The following is a 20,281-nucleotide window of genomic DNA, read 5'->3' on the forward strand; positions in this document are numbered from 1 at the left end:
AACCAACACTACAGCGCATGACGAATAAGCTGTTCTAAAAAGTTAGCGGCCGACAGTTCTAAACATGGTTCGGTATAATTTGGAGTTTGTGCTACCTGTTTGCGATCGGTCACTAAAAAGCAAGCAGCCGTGAAATGCCTTTCCCGCACCATCTTCTGACAAAACAGTTCATAGCGTTTAGCATAGCTGGCCCCTCTAAACTCTGGCAGAACCGCGAAATGCGGTTCAGCAACCTGTACCGGGGCGCGCGAGGCAGGACAGTCTTCCAAAACAAACAGATATCCTAACCACGGTGGCGGAGGTGCTGCACCAAACACCCCTTCCCGGTAAGCTGTCCAGATGTCGAGAGCAGCCCCCATCGCTTCTTCTGTGCGGTTGTTGAAGTTGTTGCCAAAGCTGCCAACCTGGCTCTTCAACTCGATGACTACTTTGAGTTGCCGTTTTTGAGGGTCTACCACCAAAAAGTCGTACATCTTCGTCGGGCGAAAGAACCCCGGTATAACGGTTAGGCTTTTTTTAACGTGGATATGGTTTTGAGGCACACCTGCAGCCAGCAAGAAATTAGTCAGCGTCAGGATGAAACCGTCCAGGTGCTTGCCGCCTGTCGCCTCACTGCGGTTCCCCTGGTCCACCTTGCCAGCTAGCACCTGGGCTTGTGCCTGGGCGATGCGGGTATCCCAGAAACCCTGCACCGCTTCCTGGAACACATCAGCGGGGATGATGGGTGTCTGTCCCGTCATTCAGCAACCTCCCCCATCGTTCTGTCATAGACAACGCGCAAGCCATAGGTCTCCTGCATCCGTTTCAGCGCTAGGTGATGGTAAGTTGGCTCAACATCTACCCCGATACTGTTGCGCCCCCAATTGGCGGCGGCGACGCAGGTTGTTCCTGTCCCCATAAATGGGTCTAGTACCGTGTCCCCTGCAAAAGAAAACATCCGCACCAGTCGTTCTGCCAGTTCCAAAGGATATGGGGCGGGGTGTTGCTTGGTGGAAGCGCCTTTGATATCCTGCCAAATCTGTTGAAACCACTGTCGGTGGAGAGTTTCCGGTATTACGGACAATACCCGTGCTGTGAGGGTGGGACTGCGGTAGCCGCCCGGTTTGCGCTGCATCAGGATAAATTCGATGTCGTTTTTGATGACACCTCCGGGCTCATAAGGTTTGCCGAGAAAACTGGTGCCATTCCCCGCTGCTTCCAGGGAAGCATTGGCGATTTTGTACCAGATAATCGGTGCGAGGTTATCAAATCCCAAATGGCGGCAGTGTTCCTGAATACTCGCGTGCAGGGGAAATACCATGTGCCTGCCAAACCGCCTGCGGGCAACACAGACATCGCCCACCACAATCACCAGCCGTCCGCCGGGGACTAAAACCCGCCATACCTGCTGCCATACTCGATCGAGCTCCTGCAAAAACTTTTCGTAGTCTGCTATTTCGCCAAGCTGGTTGAGATTTTTGAGATATTCTTTTAAATTCCAATACGGGGGCGATGTGACTACCAGATGTACGCTTTCATCGGGAATATGTATCAAGTTTCGACTATCGCCCTGTAGCAGGGAATGGAAAGATGGCAACCCCTGGACCCGATTCTGAATTTCCTGGATCAACGCCTTATTTTTGCTGATGACAGGAATGGCGCGTTGCTCGTCTGCTGCTAGTAATGCCGTTGCTTCCTCGGGTACAAGGCTTTTATCCTGTAGCGCTTGTTTCAAGGGTTCGGCTGCTTCCTGACACAGCAACCGCGTTGAAATATTAACCTTGCTTAAACTCGAAGACTTCATACATTTGGTACAATAATCATGTTCATCATATCAGCTTTGCGATCCACAAAAATCATAAGAGCGTTATTTGATGCTCTTAGACTATAATTAAAGTAGTGTGACTGTTAAAAAAGTAGACTTTTTAGTTACAGCAATTTTTGGCAATTTCCAATTAGAATCTAACATTAACTGATGTTACAAAGAGAAGAACTGTTAAAAAGCATCGAAAACCGCGAATGTGTGGCGCGGGCCCTCGACCAAGCCGAACAAGCAATTAAAACTTGGGAAGTTACTCAGACTGATTTTCTGTCGCCTCCAGAATTGGCGGACACTCTGACGGTATTTAAGCGCTTAACAGACGTGGAATTAGTGGCTTGGGGCGGCTACCCGCAAGCTGAAAGACAAAGAATTGCGATCGCGCGATCGGATATCCCGATCGACTCTGCTAGCGTTAGCATTGCTGCGGTAGAAATCGCTGGCAATTTCTTGTTCGATACAGCTTCTCACCGCGATTTTTTGGGGGCGATGTTGGGTACGGGAATTGTCCGGGAGAAAACTGGCGATGTGATTGTTTTGGGAGAACGCGGCGCGCAAGCCATTGTCATGCCGGAGATGGTAGAGTATTTGGAGATGAGTTTGCAGCAAGTGCGATCGGTTCCTGTAAAAACTCAGCGCATTGAGTTGAGCGAACTCAAAATTAGAGAACCCAAAAAGAAAGAAATGACAACCGTTGAAGCATCCATGAGATTGGATGCTGTCGCCTCTGCTGGATTCGCAATGTCTCGCAGCAAAATGGCCGATTTAATTGACAGCGGCGACGTGCGAGTTAACTGGAAAGACGTTACTCAAGCTAGTTATAATGTCAAGTCTGGAGATTTAATTGCTGTTACGGGCAAGGGAAGATTGGAAATTGGGGAAGTTGCTGTTACTAAGAAGGAACGCTATCGAGTCCAGTTAACTCGATATTTGTAATTTATAGCCCAGAAACCTGGTTTTTTTAGCAGCAATTGAAAACAGGGCAATGCAGTTTCCCTACCCCAAAATATCGTAGCACGGGCGAGAGTTCGCCCGCGATCGCCCTTGCGAGGATAAAACCATCGCCCGAGGATTAATTGTAGGGAAACGGCACTGCCGTGTCCTGATTTCGCCTAACTTACAGCAGATTCCACGTTAATGAAGTACACCCATCAAGCGCAAGCTGTAGGGAAACGGCACTGCCGTGTCCTCTATCGAAAGCTATGCTTACCTAAAAACTGCTGTATTTATCCGAGAAAAGTTTTCCTTACCAACACGGCGATACCCAGAGTTAACAAGCCAAATCCTAAACCAAACAGCAGACTAAAGATAATTGTCGCAGCAAAGGGATGCAGCGGTAGAGAAAAATCGGGTAGCCATTGAATCGGTGTATCCTTGATTAGAGGATAGGCGGCGGAAAAGATTTGTCCGCCGCCGATCGCAGTTCCGACAAAAAAGATGATATTCTCAAGCTGGCGATCGCGCTTTTTCTCCCTGCCTTCCTGTTCGCTGTCCAATTCCACCTGTTCGATTTCCACCATCCCCCGCACAGTGGATATCGACTGCTGGAACAAATTTTGACTAGCAAGCAGGTAGTTTAAATCTATTTCAATTTGCCGCTGATACTTATTCTCCGCTAAATCTAGAAACCTCTCCCAAAAATCCAGATTGTCGCCTGGGATGGACAAACCTCTAATTCTTGTCAACGCCTCCCCATAATTTTCAGCATTAGTATCAATAGTATTTCTGTCTTCTTGCAAATATCGCACCTGCTGAGCAAAAGCCAACATTTTAGTGGGAACTTCAGCCAGCAACTCCTTTAACTTCTGCAACTTAACTTGTCGGTTTGGTTCGCTTTCTATTGCACGCAATTCGGGAAGCTTCTTTTCTAACTCGCCCACTATTTGCTGTGCTTGGCGATACTTTTTCCCAGCTTCGCCATACACAAATACAATTTTAGCGCGAGAGCACAGCAGATTCCTCAAGTCAAAGTTAAACGTCGAGGTTGCGAATTTTAAAGTTTGGGGATTGTCTTGCAACCATACTAAAATGTGACACCGCTGAGGCGCATCATCTTCTCGGCTGTCATACTCAAAAATCGGACTCCCAAATAACTTTCCTTCGGCGCGAAAGTCTACTGATGCTGGCTGTTTATCCTGTACAAAAGCTTTAACAGATTCGTCAGCTAGTTTCCGGTAAGTATTATAAACTGCTGGTGCCGCGTATAATAATAATGTCTGTCCCAGTGACGGTTGAATTGCATTTGGCAACAAGCAACCTTGGGGATTTAATCGAGTTAAGTCCGCTACTTTTATTGTGACATTTTTATAGTAAAATGTCAAGTCTGCGGTGTAAGTATCCTGAAGTCGCAGAGCATAGATAAAACCATCAAGGGTCTGGTTATCTGGCTGAGTAATTGGCTGAAAATTCAGAGTTTTTCCATCTGGTATTAGCAATTTTACCAGAGTCAGATTTTCCCCTTCGGCGTCTGGATAATAGACGCCGTTTTTGTAGCAAATTAGCTTGTCTCTGAGCGATTTTAGTTCGTTGATGTTAAATTATTTGCCGACATTATCTGCTAGATTTTCCCACAAAATTTGGGCATTTTTTGCTACTTGCTTATAGCCTTCGTCGCTATCATCCCGTAGGTGAAAAGGAAAGAGGGTAATGTTCGGATTTTTAATTTGCCATTCTTGGCTCATAATCAAGTTTTTGAGATGTTTTCGAGTATTTCTATCAGATATTTGGGGCGGGCAAGATGCCCAGCCCACAAGATTTTTATGGTTTCTATCTTAGGAAGGTGTTTGTGGATTATTTGTTGGTGGTGCAGGCGGCGCAGACGACGGAGGTAAACCGGGTCGAATCTTATTTTCCTTCAGCCTTTCGCAAAACTCCCTCCGGATTTCTTCCGGTGCAGCGCTATCTGTACCGCCCGCACCTATTTGATAAATTTCGTTCTCTAAATTCTCTTCTATTTGAGGTCTAGTTTCGCACCAATCCTTGATTGTTTGAGCGATAATATTGAGATTATCGGTCGAACCAACATCAATCGCTGATAATTGTTTGACAAATTGCGGCTCGGATATTTTTAATAAGTTAGTGAAAGCCGCCACAATTTCTTGGGGTGTGGCATCATCGGGAAGTGACATTACTAATCTCCTTAAATCAATGTTTTCAGTTGACAGCGGCAAAGTTTCGGTTTCGCCAATTAAGGTAAATGCAGCCCAAGCTTTAGGATTCTGAAATCGAGCTTTTGTGGTTAGCATAGCACACCGCAAGGCGGCTGCTCGATTCTCGCCCCGTGCTAAATTTTGGTAGAATTCTGTCATTAATAATTTGGCTGAAATCGCTCCCATATTCCACAGGGAAACGATGATGCTGGGGACTCGGGCGAGGATGAAGCAGCGCGACAATCCGATGACTCCATCTCCGGTGATTTTACCGCCTCCGGTGCTGCAGGCGCTTAATACTACGAGTTCGGAATCGAGTTTTAATTGCAGGATTTCTGCGGCGTTAAGCGCGCCGTCGTCGGTGTCTCCTGATGGTGCTAAAATAATCGCGCCGGGGATGCCGGAACCTTGGAAATCGTCGAGGAGTCCGTGGGCGGATAAATGCACGATGCGCGTGTTTGGCATCCTGTCTAAAATGGCGACTTTTGTGGCTTTTTCTCCGCTAATTGCTTCGGTTCCTAAAGTTGCGGCAATGGCTTCGGCGGCTTCTTTTGCCCTGGGGATTTGGCGGAGTTTGTAGGGGTTTTCCTTGAATTTTGGGGCGAGAGTTGGATCGCCGACAATTAGGGCGGCTTGTCTCAATCCTCGCACTCGGTTTTGATGTTCGCGGGTGATTTCTAATACTTGGATGGATGGGCTGGTGAGGATGGTATGATTTTCGATTAGGTAGCGATTGTTGCTATCTTGCAAGGCGGCGAACGGAACTAAAAATAAGTCGTAGTGGGGGACGAAGATAATCGGGGAATTGGCATCGGTGGGAAGTAAATCTAGGATGGGTTCGATCAGGATTTGATGGAGGAGTTGCAAGAGGGGAAAGCGGCCTCTTTCGTCTCGATTGTACTGGGATTCTAGCTGAATTTTGTTGCCTTCGTCGTCGGTTTCATTGGTGCCGATAGAGACGCGGGTTTTGAGGATGATTTGTTTGAGGGTTTGGTTTTGTTGGTTGAGGGGTTCGAGGTTGGCGGCGCGATGGGTGATGTTGCCGTTTGGTTGGATTACCCAGATGTAAAGGTTGTCTGAATCGATAATCGAATACTCAACTATTGTGGAGTTTCTGTCGCGGGCGATTTGTTGGATTTGGGGAATTGATAATTGATTTTTTTCGTCATTCGCTGGCACATTATTTGTTAATAAGGTTTGTCGCAATAACTCGACGAAGGCACGGGTGCGGGACATTTCAGATATTTCTAAGGCTTCATCAAATCTAGTTTGAGCGACTAGGACTTGTTGTAGGTTGCGATAGGCATATACTTGGGTTTCAAATATTGAGGCTTTATGGTCATTATTGACTAATTCTGAACGCAAAGTTTCACGAATTTGGATTGAGGAACGAAGTGCTGTTTCAGATTCAGTAAGTTGGTTAGTTTTTAGTAAAGCCTCTCCCAAATTGTTTAGAGCAATTGACTCTCCTTGGCGATCGCCTATTGCTCGTTGAATCTCTAAAGACTGTTTGTAAAAAGCGATCGCTTCCTGGTATTGCCCTAGGGATTGGTAAGCATTGCCCAAATTGCCGAGGGAAATAGCTTCTACTTGGCGATTTCCGATTTCCCGTGAAATCTCTAAAGACTGTTTGTGAAAATCGATCGCTTCCTGGTATTGCCCTAGGGAATAGTAAGCAGCGCCCAAATTGCCGAGGGAAATAGCTTCTCCTTGGCGATATCCAATTTCCTGTGAAATCTTTAATAACTGTTTGTAAAAATCGATCGCTTTGTGGAATTGCCCTAGGGAATAGTAAGCATTGCCCAAACTGCCGAGGGAATTCGCTTTTGCTTGACGCTCTCCGATTTCCCGTGAAATCTCTAATTGCTGTTGGTGAAAATCGATCGCTTCCTGGAATTGCCCTAGGGAATAGTAAGCAGCGCCCAAATTACCGAGGGAATTAGCTTCTCCTTGGCGATATCCGATTTCCCGCGAAATCTCTAAATACTGTTGGTGAAAATCGATCGCCCTCTGGTATTTCCCTAGGGAATAGTAAGCAGCGCCCAAATTGCCGAGGGAAATAGCTTCTCCTTGGCGATATTCGATTTCCCGCGAAATCTCTAATTGCTGTTGGTGAAAATCGATCGCCCTGTGGAATTGCCCTAGGGATTGGTAAGCAGCGCCCAACTGGCCGAGGGAAGCGCCTTCTCCTTGGCGATATCCGATTTCCCGATAAATAGTTAATGCCTGTTCCCAAGAGTGCAAAACTTCTGGAAATTGACTGATTGTAGCCTGATTGCCTTGTTCAAACAGTCTGTCTGCTTCTGCTTTTCGGGTGACTGCCACTGAGGTGTTGTCATTCATCCCAAGCAGTATCCCGGCACAATTCATCAACCGATTAGCGTTATTTAGTTGCCCAAATCTTCTAAGATTCTCTGCCTCTTCTAGCATTGCCGGCACCAAGCCATCATCCAGCAATTCCGGGTGAGTCTCTAATACCTCCGCTTCTTCGCCGCTGGGACAGGTTAGCAGTTGATTTATCAGGTTGAGATAGGCTTGTTCGCGTTCTGAGTTCATTGCGATTGGGGATTTGGGATGGTGCGATCCATTAATTTATTATCGGTGAAACTCATCTGTTTTGGGCGGGTGATGGCAAGATAGTTGTAGGTGTGGCGAGAAACCGGGTTTTTTCCGAGAATATCGCGCGGAGGCGAGAAACCGGGTTTTTTCCGAGAATATCGATACCCCCGAAGATATTGCGAAAAACCCGGTTTCTTTGGTATTTATGCGTGGGGAGAAACCGGGTTTTTTCCGAGAATATCGATACACCGCCTAAAAACTGCAAAAAACCCGGTTTCTTTGGTTTTGGGTGCGGCGAATCCTCAGGGTTCGTTTGTTTTTCCGCGATTCCGCCAGGGGTTGAAACCCCTGTCTCATAGCTAAAGTCGGTTTCAACCGACTGAAGAATGGTGAAAAATACTCGATTATGGTGGCAAATACTTGATTGTTTATTTAATGTGCTTTTCAGTCCTCTTGAGAGGACTTTTGCTATGAGACGGGGGTTTCAACCCCCGGCGGACTTGTGGGATAGCGTGGGGGATTTTGGTGCCCCGAATGTGCGATCGACCTTTTGGGAAAATTGGGGAACGTTCATCTCTCTGTGGGTCCGATGATTTGTCCAGCAGGGGGTTGTTTGTTTGTCCGCGAGTCCGCCAGGGGTTGAAACCCCTGTCTCATAGCTAAAGTCGGTTGAAACCGACTGAATAATGGTGACAAATATTTGATTGTTTATTTAATTTTCTTGGAAGTCTTCGGAAGCGCGGACTTTCGCTATGAGACGGAGAGAGAAACCCCAGGCGATTATTCGTCTTTCGCCCCAAACAGCTTTCCTACCGACTTCACCAAAAGTTCTCGCGGCATCAATCGAGGCATATTTACGATGATTTGATTGGGAATTCCCCCTGTCACAACATTAGACTCATTTTTGTCTAAAGCTTTCAAAGCATCTCGCACTACTTCCGCTGCTGGAACGAGTTTTTGCCCGCTGCTGGATGCCAGAGATTTCGGAAATTCAGCTACTGCAAAAAAGTTTGATTCTGTCGGTCCTGGACAAAGGCATAAAACGCGAATTCCTAAATCTTTGTTTTCCGCCCAAAGCGCCTCGCTGAAACTCAAAACAAAGGCTTTAGTCGCTGCATACATTGACAAGTACGGCATCGGTTGAAAAGCTGCGATCGACGCAACATTGATAATACTGCCTGATTTTCGCTGCCGCATTCCCTGCAAAAATAAGTGCGAAAGTTCAACTAATGCTACAATATTTAGTTGCACCATGGTTAGTTGTTTCGCAAGCGGGCGATCGGCAAAAGCACCGTAATCCCCAAAACCCGCATTGTTCACCAACAAATCAACCGTCCAACCTTTTTTAACAACCGCGTCAAATACAGCATTTGTTGCTCCTGGTGCGGTTAAATCTTGAACGATAATTTCGACCAAAATATTGAATTCCTGTTGCAGTTGAGCAGCTAGCTGTTGCAATTTGTCTTCGGAACGAGCTACCAAAATTAAATTGTGCTGGCGTTGGGCTAATTCGGCGGCAAAGGCTGCACCAATTCCGCCAGAAGCACCAGTGATTAAAGCAGTCGGCATGAAATTAATTCGGATATTTGAGCTAGGCTTTATATATTTTAACAATTATCTGGACTTACGCATAAATACCGAAGAAACCGGTTTTTTTACTTTACTTAAACGCTCGGATGCAGTATTTTAGTAAAAAAAATCGGTTTCTGGATCCCAGACTCAATTATTTTGACGGGGAACTTGTAAAATAATTAAAAGGGAATAGGTGAGTTTTATGGCGCGTCTTACCGATCGAGCTTTTGAAATTTTGCGGGCCGAAGTTGACAAGTGCGCGGCGGCTGATAGTGTAGCGGGTGAAGTCTACCGACGGATGGTAATCAAGCGGTTGGAGAAGTTACGATCGCAAAACGGCACTTTCGCCTCAACAGAAGAAATCCGCGATACCTTCAAAGACGAATTTCCCAACTTCAGCGAACAAGCTCTCAAAGCTGCCGTCAAAGCCAACCGCCCGCCCGGATTGTTCGGTAAAATCATCTTTGCTGGGAGTTTGCTGGGAAGTGCGGCGGGGATAATTTGGCTGATTAACCTACCTTTTCCCATGATTCGCTTGCCCGTGGCCAAAACAATGCCGATATTGTTGCTGCCGAGTTTTATCAGTATGGATCACAATTACCGGCAGGCGATCGCCCTTGTGGAACAATCCGATCAACTCGTGAATAAAGCCACTGCTGTAGCTGATTTTGACTTGGGCGAAATAAAAGCAAAACAAGCGCAAAAACACCTCGACGCCTTACCAGTGTGGTTCCTCGGCTATTACCCAAAGAGGTACTGCTCGCTTTTTAGCTGCAGTTGGCGGTTTACAGTCGATGAATTTGAAGCCGCCCGCAAAAATGTCGGGCGCATGGAGGCTCAGATTTTCCAGCAAAAAAATGCTTTTACTCAGTTAAATCAAGTCGAACAAACTCTCAACGCGGCGAAACAGGAGTATCAGCAAGCCAAAACCGCTGCCGACAGACAAAAAGCCACCGTAAATTGGCAAAGTGCGATCGACCAACTAAATCAAATTCCCGCCGAAACCCTCGCGGGAGAAACGGCGAAGAAAACACTCAAAGCAGCAGAAAGAGACTTTCAAGCAATGGGCGGCGTCGCCACCGGTTCTGTACGGGCCGACAACTTAATTGAAGCTGCTAAAGAATTTGCTCTCTCCGCCTCCCTCGCCTCCCAAAAACCGCCGCATCCCGCCGCACAGTGGGAGCAAATAGCAGAATTGTGGCAAGAAGGTATTAACAGACTGAAATTGATTTCTGTCGATAACCCTGGCTATCTCGACGCTCAAACCAAACTCGCTCAGTATCAAAAAAATTTAGGAATTACCCAGATTAGACTGGAAGCAGAAAAAGATTCTGCAAAAGCTTTGCAAGAAGCTAAAAGCTTGTTTGCCAACTTGCAAAATGATGTGAATTCTCAAAATCCCGGTAACTCCCTCAGCCAGTTGCAACAAATTATCAATCAATTAGAATCCGTTAAACCCGGGACAACTGTTTATCCCGAATCCCAAAAATGGCTGCAATCTGCTCGCAAGAAACAGCAAGAATGGCAAAAAAATTAAAGATTGGGAATGGGGAGTATGGCATTGTTAGCTGTTGACGGTTGACGGTTGACGGTTGACGGTTAACTAATGACTAATGACTAATGCCAACAACCAACTGCCAACTGCTAAGTGACAAATTACCAAGTCGGGTCAACATACAGATTAATTGTCACTTGTTTTTTCCCGGAAGGGATGCCGGAAATACAAGCACAAATCGGATCTCCGCCGTCAATTTCTACTTCGCAAGCGTGACAAGAACCCATGAGACAGCCAGTAGGAATAGAAAGTCCTGCACGTTTGGCTACATCTAATAAAAGCTCTCCTGGTTCAGCTTCAACTGTAACGTTATCTGGTAAAAAACAAACTTTTGTCATTAACTTTTTAACCTCAACTCTAACAAACAACAGTTAACAGTCAACAGTCAACTGTTAACTAATTAACCTAAAATATGGTTGATATCTAAATGCTTTTCCACTGTATCTGCTAGACTGTTTAACAGAGCTTCTCGGTGTTGCCGGTAATTAGGAATACCAGTAGGCAATGTGCGGAGTCCCCGCTGCTGCCGCAAGTGATTTAACCAAGATCGCCGCCAAGCTCCGTTGTCAAAGATGCCGTGCAGGTAAGTACCCCAAACTGATTGAGAAGTGTTGACAATTCCTAAACTCTCATCGTCAAATAGCGGTTTAGTCAAATTTGACTCTAGCATTTCCGTTCTTCCTTGATGAATTTCGTAACCGGAAACTGGCAAACCCGGTTGAGGATAGTTAGATGTTACAATTCGTTGGCGGGCAATTTTATTCGGTGCCATCACTGTTTTCAAAGGCAGCAATCCCAATCCTGGAAATTCTCCCTTTTCTCCCTCAAGTCCTTCTCTATCCGTGATACTTTCTCCCAGCATCTGAAAGCCGCCGCAAACTCCCATGACTGTACCGCCAGCTACTAAATAATTTTGAATAGCTTTTGCCATACCTGTTTGGCGCAGCACCTGCAAATCGGAAATTGTAGTTTTAGAGCCTGGTAAAATCACGGCATCTGGATGGCCTAAATCGTCTTTTGGGCTAACATATTTGACTGTGACGGTAGTTTCCGACTCCAGGGGGTCAAAGTCGGTAAAATTAGAAAGTCGGGGCAGGCGGATGACCGAAATATTTATGTCGGTTTGAGAATTGGGAGAACGCCTTTCGAGCAAATCGAGAGAATCTTCTGAGGGAAACACTTCGTCTATCCAAGGAATCACCCCAACTACCGGGATTCCCGTCCTTTCTTCTAGCCAAGTCAGGCCCGGATCTAAGATGGATTTTTGTCCTCGGAACTTATTAATAATGAATCCTTTAATTAAAGCCCGTTCGTCTGGATCGAGCAATTCCAAAGTACCGATAATGTGAGCAAAAGCACCACCGCGATCGATATCAACTACTAGCAAAGTCCGAGCATTTAAATATTTAGCTACCCGCATATTTGTTAAATCGCGGTGTTTGAGATTAATCTCAGCAGGACTGCCGGCTCCCTCACACACAATCATGTCAAATTCTTTGCCGAGAAATTCTAACGATTCCCGAATAACTTGCCAGCCGAGATCGAAATACTGCTCGTAATATTGAGATGCTCGCACATTTGCGATCGCCCGGCCTTTGACAATTAATTGAGAAGTCATGTCTCCTTGTGGCTTGAGCAAAATCGGATTCATTTCTACCCAAGGTGGGATACCCGCAGCCCAAGCTTGCACTGCTTGAGCGTAGCCTATCTCTCCGCCGGCCGCTGTGACATAGGAATTCAGTGCCATATTCTGACCTTTAAACGGAGTTACCCGCCAGCCTCGCCGAGAAAAGATTCGACACAAAGCTGCAACGAGTAATGATTTCCCTGCGTGAGATGTTGTTCCCACGACCATAATTGCTTTCATAATCTTAACAAAGAAGGCAGAGGGCAGAAGGCAGAAGGCAGAGGGCAGAAGTAAGAAGTAAACAGAAAACAGTAAACAGTAAGAAATAAACAGTAAACAGTAAGAAGGCAGAAGGCAGAATCAAAAAAATTCTGGTTTCTACCTTTTGCTTTCTGCCTCAAGATGACGGTTTATCTTCGCCGGATACATTCTCCGACTTGGATGGGGCCGCCGGTTTAGCAGTTTCGACTAGATCCGGAGGAGGGGGATTCGGGCGAATCAATTCGGGTTTTTCTCCCTCAGAAGATGGTTTTTGATCGGTGGATTCGATCGACATAACTGCTACTGAAACCACTTCCACCTGCGGGTTCAACTCGGGTTCTCCCGATGCTTCCATCTCCACAGGCGCGACAGAAACCATTTCCACCACAGTCATTTCTATAGATGCTGCGGGGGCTTCTGCTTCCGGTTCACCAACCTCCGGCGGCGGTGTCTCGGTTTGGGCTGACGATGGCGAGTCGATCGCAGTTTCCCCTATTTTGTCAGAACTGGCGGTTTCTGCAGCGAGCAACTGGGCCATTGCTTCAACATCCGTCGGAAACGGCACTCCCAGGCTGGTTTCAACAGCAGTGTTGCTGGTTTCGACTGCCACTTCCTCGGCCGCGGAGGCTAATTCGGATTGGAGAATCTGGTCGATCTCCGGTGCAGGAATTGCCGTTATTTTAGATTCAGGTGCGATCGATTCTGGAGTCGTTGAAGGTTTTGGCGTCTGGGGAGTTGCATCAGACTTGTTTTTATCCCCACCCCGTCCCAACATACCGCCGAGACTATTTTTGATATTGCCGAACAGACTTGCGAAACCGCCGGATTTTTTAGCTGGTTTGGCAGTAGTTGGGGCCGCCGCCGCCTGCGACTCTTTAACGGCTTTCCTCCATTCTGTTTCCTCGTCGTCAAAATCATCGGCTTCTGGCTGCTGTTGACGCTTTGACTGAGCCTCTGCTGGAGAGGCAATTTCTGAAATTTCTAGAGGTAGAGGTAGAGGAGTGAAGCTGCTGGCTAATTCTGCTGGGGTTGGTGAAGTCTCAGCAGCAGGAGTTCCGACTGAAGAGACGGGTATTTCTTCAGTTGCAGGTTCACTCGAGTCGGGAATTGTCAAGTCAGGGGCGATGGAACTTTCGGCCCTTGGCTCTATCGAACTTTCGGCAATAATTTCAGCTATTGGGGGAATCGCCGGCTGTTCCTCTAGCTTTACCTCGCCCTCATCCACAGCGGGTGCTGGAACCACATCAGTTTTCGGTTTAGTCGAGCGAACAAACTTAGGTTTTTTCGCTGCGGGTTCTTTTTTCTTGGTAAACAAGCCCCCCAACACCCCACCGGCAGCCCCCGGCAAATTCACCGACTCAGGAATCGGCGTTTGCTGAGCAACCGGCGTCACCAGCCTGCGCAAAGTCAGAGTTTCCCAAGCAAACCAGCCCAACATAGCCACGCCCGCCATTTGACCAAGCAGGAGAGCACCAGTAATTCGTCCCGCACAAGCCCATAAAATTAACGCATAAAAAAGCCCTACCCCGCTCCAGGTAAAATCACTTTTGCGGTGAACTTCTGGAAAAAAGAAGGCCGCCATGTAAATACTGAAGCTGCCTAGACCGACCGCCAACGCCAGAAAGTATGCAAGCATATTGTCGGTACCTCCGCTGTGTCAAATAACTTCTACGCGCTAATTCTACCTTTGAGAGAGACTCAACGGCTTCTTTCTATCGGACAATTCTCGATTTGGAGGGAAGTTTGGCAATGAAGCAGTGTAGGGGATTTAACGGATTGAACGGATGTTGACGCCATTCGTCAAGGGTCAAGATTTTCCCACTCTCCCTCTCCCCACTCTCCCTCTCCTCCCCTCTCCCTCTCCCTCTCCCCCCCTATACCCATCACCCCTCCCTCCGTCGTGATATGTATCACTTAAGTGCGGCCGTGCGATCGCACCAAGTGACTGAGGGTGTTTATATGTTGTAGGTGTAAGAGGTATTATGCCCTAGGGCATAGTATGTATTGGAGACAGTGCCATGTATGAAAAACTGTTGTTATCGGCTGCCTTAACCTTATCGCTCCAAGTATTTCCCGGACTTAGCACTTCCGCGAAATTACCAAAAAATTTGGTATTGCGAGCGAGCGATAGCCCGGCTCAAACCCTGAAACTTCCTCTCGTTTCAGTACCGGCCGCCCTCAGACCTAAAGTCCAATCATAAGGATACGTGCAAGTGCGATCGAACTTACGCAGAGTCTCTCTCATATTTTTTCTAGCTGTTCTCTTTTCTACGCGACTGTTCACAACTCATCAGTTTGTTGTCAGGGCTTTAGTCCTCATTAATATCAGCTAATAAGGACTAAAGCCCTTACTACAAACCCGGTAGTCAATAACGAGTAGCAGAGCCGACATTAATTCCCATAACATACTAGACCAATCTCAACATCAGGCTGTCTAGTACAAACATTCAAACCTTAAAAAACTTGTGTAATCCTCAGTAAAGGATCAAAATAGATATATACTTCTCAGATGGAGTTCAAGACTAATAAGCACATTGACTATTAAATCAAGGAAAGGGAAAATGGGACTGAGCGATATTCTCTTGAATGAAAACAACAGAGAAACTTTTGTTGATGACTGTGTAAAGTTGATAGACAAACAAGTTGCAGCAGCGCCGGGATTAGGTGGTCTGGCTCTTAAAGCTGCCTACTCTACTGTCAAGGGGATACGGGCTGACTATTGCGCCCAAGTCGTCGATCAACTTCTGCCAGAAATCTCGATAGCACTCGATCCGATGTGGACTGAAGCAGTAAACAATGGCAACCCAGTCGAATATCTAGCCCAAAGAAAAGCTACAGTGGCAGACGAATTGCTCCAACTCAGCGACAAAAGAGCCGAGAAGAGCACAAGAGCAGTTGTTAAAGGCGCCTATGCCAAACTCCGCCCCTCAGCTAAGACTTACGTGGAAAAGGGAGTACCGGATTTAGCCGAAATTATTAATAAATATAATAATGCGGCCTGATAAGTGAGCAAGAGCTAAAAAACAGAATACCCAGATCCCCGACTTCTTGAAGAAGTCGGGGTTGTAAAAGAAGACTTATTCCTAAGTTTGTAGTTAGGAGGCAGAGTCCTAATTTTATCGTTATCCATTGCCAATTACTCACTGAGTCGCCCCCAATATTTTAAACACCGCCTGTCCGGTAATTCCCAACCCAAAAAACATTACAAACATCGCGCTAATCGCAGGCAGAAATTTGACTGCTGTTATCTGTTTTGGCAGTTTATCAAAATTCCTTTTGGCATAAACTAAGATTAATCCGATCGCACTCAGCACTAAAGCCAATCCCAAACTAAATGCTACCACTAGCGTCATTCCCAAAGCAACATTGCCCAAAGCCGACGCGCTCAACAGCATCACCAAAGCGGAAGGACAAGGCAACAAACCACCGGAAATTCCCAACGCTAATAAGCTTTTCCAAGTAATAGGAGAACCGTCAGCACCTGGCGGCAAATGCGAGTGAATGCGGCCGTCTCCGTGATGGTGGTAGTGATGAGAGATATCTGCTTTTACAGGCTTAAATTCTCTCTCCCAACTACCTCTATTTAAAAGATTTACTGGTTCCTCACGGTTTGTAGTAAGCAGTTTCGTCCTAAAAAACCAGTTATTATTAAATATCTTAGTTTTGATTTCTTTGAGAAATTCAGTCTTCACTAGCAACTTAGTTTTGCTTCTTTCTAAGAGTAAGTTAAGCCCGAGGAAGGCTACTAATAAACCAGAGATTAAACTCAGCCAAGGGTCTAATTTTTCGGAATCGATTAAGTTAGAAGCAAACAAAGTAATTCCGCCGACAGCAAACACGCCCGCAGTGTGAGTTATTGTAGTTGTTGCTGCTAGAAATAAAGCGTGTAGGGGAGTAGCCCGCGAACCTACTAAATAAGCGCCGACTATGGTTTTCCCGTGTCCGGGCGACATGGCGTGCACGCATCCCCAAGCAAATGCTCCCGCTACTGCTAGCAGCAAACTCCAACCTGAATCCCAGATTGATTCATTTCCGGCTAACAAAAAATCCCGGTTTTGCGGCGTAAACACAAAGCTTTTTACAGCACCCCTTTGCACAATCGTAGCTTGACAGCTAGCTGTCATCACTCCGGGCAAAAACAGATTGTAATTAATCCGCAATTTATCGTTTTTTGAGATGGGAATTGCATCAGGAAAATCGGGGGTTTTATTTTGAGAAGCTGCGGACCATGTGTAGTCTAAAATTAAGGTGCTGTGGGTATTTGGCTGCTGGATTGAACTGGCGGTTTTAGCTGCTATTTCTAGCGGTTTTACTTCTACGGTTCCTTGAATGTTACTACTGTTGGTAATGCGAATTTGTTGGCTAAAAAACTTTTCTAGCTGTGTTTGGTGGCTGCGAACTTCAGCAGGTTGTAGCTGGCTGTCTCGATTGTCGTCGGCGAAGTTTGTCAAGCCGGTTGGGAAAGTTAAGGTTACTTCGGTTTGCAAATCGTTGACTACTATTTCTGCTACGGATAAGTCTGACCAGTGCGAGTAAACGGGTCGGGTTGAGATTGTGAAAAATAGTAATATTGTGAGAAGAAAAAGAATGATATATTTGCGCGATCGGTTCAGTTTGTACTGCATAAATACCTGTTTTTTCGGGAATTTTTTTTAATTATTTGTGTTGGTTGTGATTTGTCCGGCACGCGCTCTTTTCGTGAACCCCACAGTCCGCCAGGGGTTGAAACCCCTGTCTAATAGCGAAAGTCGGTTGAAACCGACTAAAAGATTTTCTACTTTTTAGTGAAATCTTTTAGTCCTATGCAGCAGGACTTAAGCTTTTAGCCAGGGGTTGAAACTCCTGGCGGATTGACCCAATGGCGAACTTGGCCGAATGGCTGCTATTAGCTAATCTCAAAATTCATAACTTCCCAAACCCAATGCTTGGCGAGATCGATCGTCAAAACTCGGGTCAATTTCCTTGGACTTTTGAAAATAAGCGCGAGATTCAGTATCCTTACCTAAAGTACGGGCGATCGCACCAGCCCGGTAAAACATCCCCGCATCGCGAATCCCCGAGCTCCGTATTTCGGCCATCACTCGATCGGCATTTTGCCATTCCCCAGAAGCCGAAAGCGCCCAAGCCAAAGTATCCAGCGTTACAGCATCCCGCCGAATTTTCACCTCCTCCTGCATTAACGCCAGCGCTTCGGCGACATCCTGATCTCGCCCTTTTTCCAGCAGCAAACGCGCCAAATCCCGGCGGTGTCCAAAACCGCGAGCTCCCAAAGCCTGTTCCTGTCGCAGCCCGGCTTCTGCTTTGTCGCGAAGTCGCCGCGATTCGATCGCATCTCCCTGCAACTCTTTCACCCTAGCCATACCGCTATCTACAGTGCGATCGAACAGCGTCGCAGCCCCTCCAGAATAGGCAGAAAGCTTGCTGTAATAACCTTCCGCCTCCCGATAATTGCCCTGCCGCGTCTCCAAATCCGCCAAATAAATCAGCGCCAGCGGGTATCGCGGCACCAACCGCAGTGCCTCCTTTAATAGCGCTTTCGCCTGCACAAACTGCCCGCGACGCGCGTAAAATCGACCCAAGAGCGATCGGGCCCGCGCCGAACCCCCAACCTCTCCCGGTTCCTCCGCCGCCATTGCTTGGCGGTAATCCTGCAAAACCTCAGCATCTCGGCCCTGAGACTCTCTCACTAAAGCTCTCAAAGTGAGAGAACCCAAGTTAGGAATCCGGTTAACTAAGGCTTCTGCCGCTGCATTTGCGTCGCTCACTTTACCCATGGCTAAGTAAGATGTAACTTCCAGGGCGATCGCATCTTCATTATCAGAACCCACCTGTTTAGCCAAGCGCAAAGCAGTAACAAAATCGTGTCTCGCCTCAGCAATTCGAGCTAAAACTAACAGCGCACCTTTGTTGTCAAAAGGCAAATCCGCGATCGACCTTTGAGCCGCCTGTTCTGCCAATAAAAACCAACCGCCCTCCCCAGTAGCGCGAGCCATTTTCAAATAATATCCCGCCAGTGCCGCCCGGTTCAAACCGCTGCGGGAATCAACAGCCAATCGCTGCTGGTAAAAAGCAATCTCTTGCTGAATAGCTTCCTTTTGATTGGGATTATTTCTCAAACTTTCCGAGAAATGATAGCGGTAATTAGCATCCAGATTTTTGGGACTTTGGTTAGAAAAATCATCTAAAATAAAACGCAAATTAGGCGGTAAATTCACTACTACAATCCCAACTAAAGGGACGACTATCAGCAGCCACCACGACAAAATATCCGATTTTATTTCCAGTTTAGTTTTAGTTTTCATACATCCGCGTTAATCAGCGTTCATCTGCGGTTAAAAAAAGCATTTTCTATCAGTCATTAGCCAATCAGCAATAACTAATGACTAATGACTAATGACTAATGACTAATTAGGCAAAGCCAAATAAGGAAAAGTCGGTTCTAAAGGTTTGTGTCCCTGAGCCGGATTTCCCGGAGTTCCGTTATATGAAACGTTATCGCCAACCGGAGAACCCACCAAAGCTCCCAGAGTAATATCAATAACATCGTCCATAGGCAAACGACCTCCGATCAAGCTTCCTTGAGAATTTGTAGCGCTACCGTAGCCGCTAGGTTTTGTGGTATCGATCCGCATAACATCAGGTAAGAAAGCTCCGGCGATCGCATTTGGATCGACATTATCCCTACCGTCCAAAAGATCCACAGCATTGAGAGTAGCAACAGCTTCCTGCCGCACCGGAGCAGCAGCACCGCTCAAATCCAACCTCGGAGGAATATTATTGAATGCTTCCAGATAAGCGGGAGTAACTATTAAGCCTTCATTAATTGCAGGTCTTGCCAAACGCTCAAACTGTTTAAAACCGCCAGCTCCATCCCGAATCGAAACTGTTGACCAAACATCAAAAACATTCGCCCCAGTTCCTGCTTGCAAGAAGGCTTTGGGAACGCGCACAGCAATTGTATTGACGTTGTAACCTTTAGTAAAGTCGATCGCTTGACTGGCTGGCTTGAAACCTACTTTCGCCCCCGTTCCCAAAGCTCCAGCGCGGACTCGGAAAAATTGTTCCACATCAAAGAAAAACGGGTCTTCCCGCAACCCGGCAAATACAGTCAAGTTAGAACCGCCCACAGGTACTGTATTCAAAACAGCATTAGAATTCAGGGGAGTTGTGGCAATAAGCCCGCCGTTAACTGTAGTCTTAGTAGTTGTCTCCGAGCCGCCGCGAACAACAGTTACAGCCACTGCTTGCATACCTGTATTATTAGGCGGACTGAAGGCAAACCGCAAGATAATATCGGCGCGTCCAGTAGGGGTAGAATTCACGTCAGCTACCTGCGTGATGTGAAATTGGTAGAGGGCTGTAGTGCTGAAATAATATTGATAGCGGGCTACAGACCTGGGATTTGAATTCATGGTAAATACTAAATCCCCGTCTGCAGCACCTGAGTTTTGGTCTTTTTCGCGATATACGTACAGGTCAGTTAAATTGACAGCGCGACCTTTGATATCCACTTCGCCGTCGTCGTGGTCGGAAGCGACAATTATCCCTGGAGTTAATAGAGCAATTAGAGCTACTTCAATAGCTAGTATGGTTCGGCGAATTTTTTTTGTGAGCTTCACTCTTAGCACCTTTATTTCAATGAATTTTTTGCACAAATCAATGGTAAATAACCCGCATTCGCGGGTTTTACTTTTGTAGCAACAGGTTGAAATCTGTCAACCTGTCGGGCTTTTGCGCTGTTGCTGAGCCTTCTCCTATTG

At 46.6% G+C, this 20,281-nt stretch carries 15 protein-coding genes; 3 read left to right on the forward strand and 12 right to left on the reverse strand.

Annotated features, from left to right (window positions below; translation table 11 throughout):
• Positions 1-8 precede the first annotated feature (8 nt).
• Together QUB56_RS20100 and QUB56_RS20105 are read right to left on the reverse strand one after the other, a co-directional pair.
• The gene (locus tag QUB56_RS20100) at positions 9-740 is read right to left on the reverse strand and encodes a PaeR7I family type II restriction endonuclease (protein ID WP_332957544.1); all 732 of its coding nucleotides are present in this window, start codon (positions 738-740) and stop codon (positions 9-11) included.
• On the reverse strand, positions 737-1,783 hold the full coding sequence (locus QUB56_RS20105) for a site-specific DNA-methyltransferase (protein ID WP_332957545.1): 1,047 nt from the start codon (positions 1,781-1,783) through the stop codon (positions 737-739). The genes QUB56_RS20100 and QUB56_RS20105 overlap by 4 nt, the downstream gene beginning before the upstream one ends.
• Before the next feature lie 171 nt (positions 1,784-1,954).
• Here QUB56_RS20105 and QUB56_RS20110 point away from each other — a divergent pair, with 171 nt between their 5' ends.
• The gene (locus QUB56_RS20110; RefSeq protein WP_332957546.1) at positions 1,955-2,734 is read left to right on the forward strand and encodes a photosystem II S4 domain protein; all 780 of its coding nucleotides are present in this window, start codon (positions 1,955-1,957) and stop codon (positions 2,732-2,734) included.
• A 290-nt stretch (positions 2,735-3,024) separates the two neighbouring features.
• On the opposite strand, the gene QUB56_RS20115 is transcribed toward QUB56_RS20110, so the two are convergent.
• From QUB56_RS20115 to QUB56_RS20130, 4 genes are all read right to left on the reverse strand, one after another.
• The gene (locus QUB56_RS20115; RefSeq protein WP_332957549.1) at positions 3,025-4,233 is read right to left on the reverse strand and encodes a hypothetical protein; all 1,209 of its coding nucleotides are present in this window, start codon (positions 4,231-4,233) and stop codon (positions 3,025-3,027) included.
• A gap of 102 nt (positions 4,234-4,335) precedes the next feature.
• Positions 4,336-4,479 carry a hypothetical protein gene (locus tag QUB56_RS20120; protein ID WP_332957552.1) on the reverse strand — a complete coding sequence of 48 codons (144 nt, stop codon included), beginning with the start codon at positions 4,477-4,479 and terminating at the stop codon, positions 4,336-4,338.
• Between the two features lie 90 nt (positions 4,480-4,569).
• Entirely contained in the window at positions 4,570-7,503 is a 2,934-nt protein-coding gene (locus QUB56_RS20125) for a CHAT domain-containing protein (protein ID WP_332957554.1), read from the reverse strand.
• A gap of 783 nt (positions 7,504-8,286) precedes the next feature.
• Complete coding sequence (locus tag QUB56_RS20130; RefSeq protein ID WP_332957556.1) at positions 8,287-9,075, reverse strand: SDR family oxidoreductase; 789 nt, start codon at positions 9,073-9,075, stop codon at positions 8,287-8,289.
• Between the two features lie 205 nt (positions 9,076-9,280).
• On the opposite strand from QUB56_RS20130, the gene QUB56_RS20135 reads away from it, so the two are divergent.
• On the forward strand, positions 9,281-10,615 hold the full coding sequence (locus QUB56_RS20135) for a hypothetical protein (RefSeq protein ID WP_332957558.1): 1,335 nt from the start codon (positions 9,281-9,283) through the stop codon (positions 10,613-10,615).
• A 119-nt stretch (positions 10,616-10,734) separates the two neighbouring features.
• On the opposite strand, the gene QUB56_RS20140 is transcribed toward QUB56_RS20135, so the two are convergent.
• The 3 genes from QUB56_RS20140 to QUB56_RS20150 all read right to left on the reverse strand — a co-directional run bounded on the left by QUB56_RS20140 (position 10,735) and on the right by QUB56_RS20150 (position 14,157).
• Complete coding sequence (locus tag QUB56_RS20140; RefSeq protein ID WP_332957559.1) at positions 10,735-10,971, reverse strand: 2Fe-2S iron-sulfur cluster binding domain-containing protein; 237 nt, start codon at positions 10,969-10,971, stop codon at positions 10,735-10,737.
• 62 nt (positions 10,972-11,033) lie between these two features.
• Complete coding sequence (gene cobQ / locus QUB56_RS20145; RefSeq protein ID WP_332957561.1) at positions 11,034-12,500, reverse strand: cobyric acid synthase CobQ; 1,467 nt, start codon at positions 12,498-12,500, stop codon at positions 11,034-11,036.
• 157 nt (positions 12,501-12,657) lie between these two features.
• On the reverse strand, positions 12,658-14,157 hold the full coding sequence (locus QUB56_RS20150; protein ID WP_332957563.1) for a Ycf66 family protein: 1,500 nt from the start codon (positions 14,155-14,157) through the stop codon (positions 12,658-12,660).
• A gap of 925 nt (positions 14,158-15,082) precedes the next feature.
• On the opposite strand from QUB56_RS20150, the gene QUB56_RS20155 reads away from it, so the two are divergent.
• Positions 15,083-15,523 carry a DUF6918 family protein gene (locus tag QUB56_RS20155; RefSeq protein ID WP_332957565.1) on the forward strand — a complete coding sequence of 147 codons (441 nt, stop codon included), beginning with the start codon at positions 15,083-15,085 and terminating at the stop codon, positions 15,521-15,523.
• 138 nt (positions 15,524-15,661) lie between these two features.
• Here QUB56_RS20155 and QUB56_RS20160 read toward each other — a convergent pair whose 3' ends face one another.
• From QUB56_RS20160 to QUB56_RS20170, 3 genes are all read right to left on the reverse strand, one after another.
• Positions 15,662-17,146, reverse strand: coding sequence for a HoxN/HupN/NixA family nickel/cobalt transporter (locus QUB56_RS20160; protein ID WP_332957567.1), 1,485 nt, complete (start codon positions 17,144-17,146; stop codon positions 15,662-15,664).
• A 270-nt stretch (positions 17,147-17,416) separates the two neighbouring features.
• The gene (locus tag QUB56_RS20165; protein ID WP_332957570.1) at positions 17,417-18,823 is read right to left on the reverse strand and encodes a tetratricopeptide repeat protein; all 1,407 of its coding nucleotides are present in this window, start codon (positions 18,821-18,823) and stop codon (positions 17,417-17,419) included.
• Positions 18,824-18,925: 102 nt separating this feature from the next.
• Positions 18,926-20,140, reverse strand: a complete 1,215-nt coding sequence (locus QUB56_RS20170) for a DUF4331 domain-containing protein (protein WP_332957572.1) — start codon at positions 20,138-20,140, stop codon at positions 18,926-18,928.
• Between the last annotated feature and the right edge of the window lie 141 nt (positions 20,141-20,281).

The sequence above is a fragment of the Microcoleus sp. AR_TQ3_B6 genome (genome assembly GCF_036702785.1).
GTDB lineage: Bacteria > Cyanobacteriota > Cyanobacteriia > Cyanobacteriales > Microcoleaceae > Microcoleus.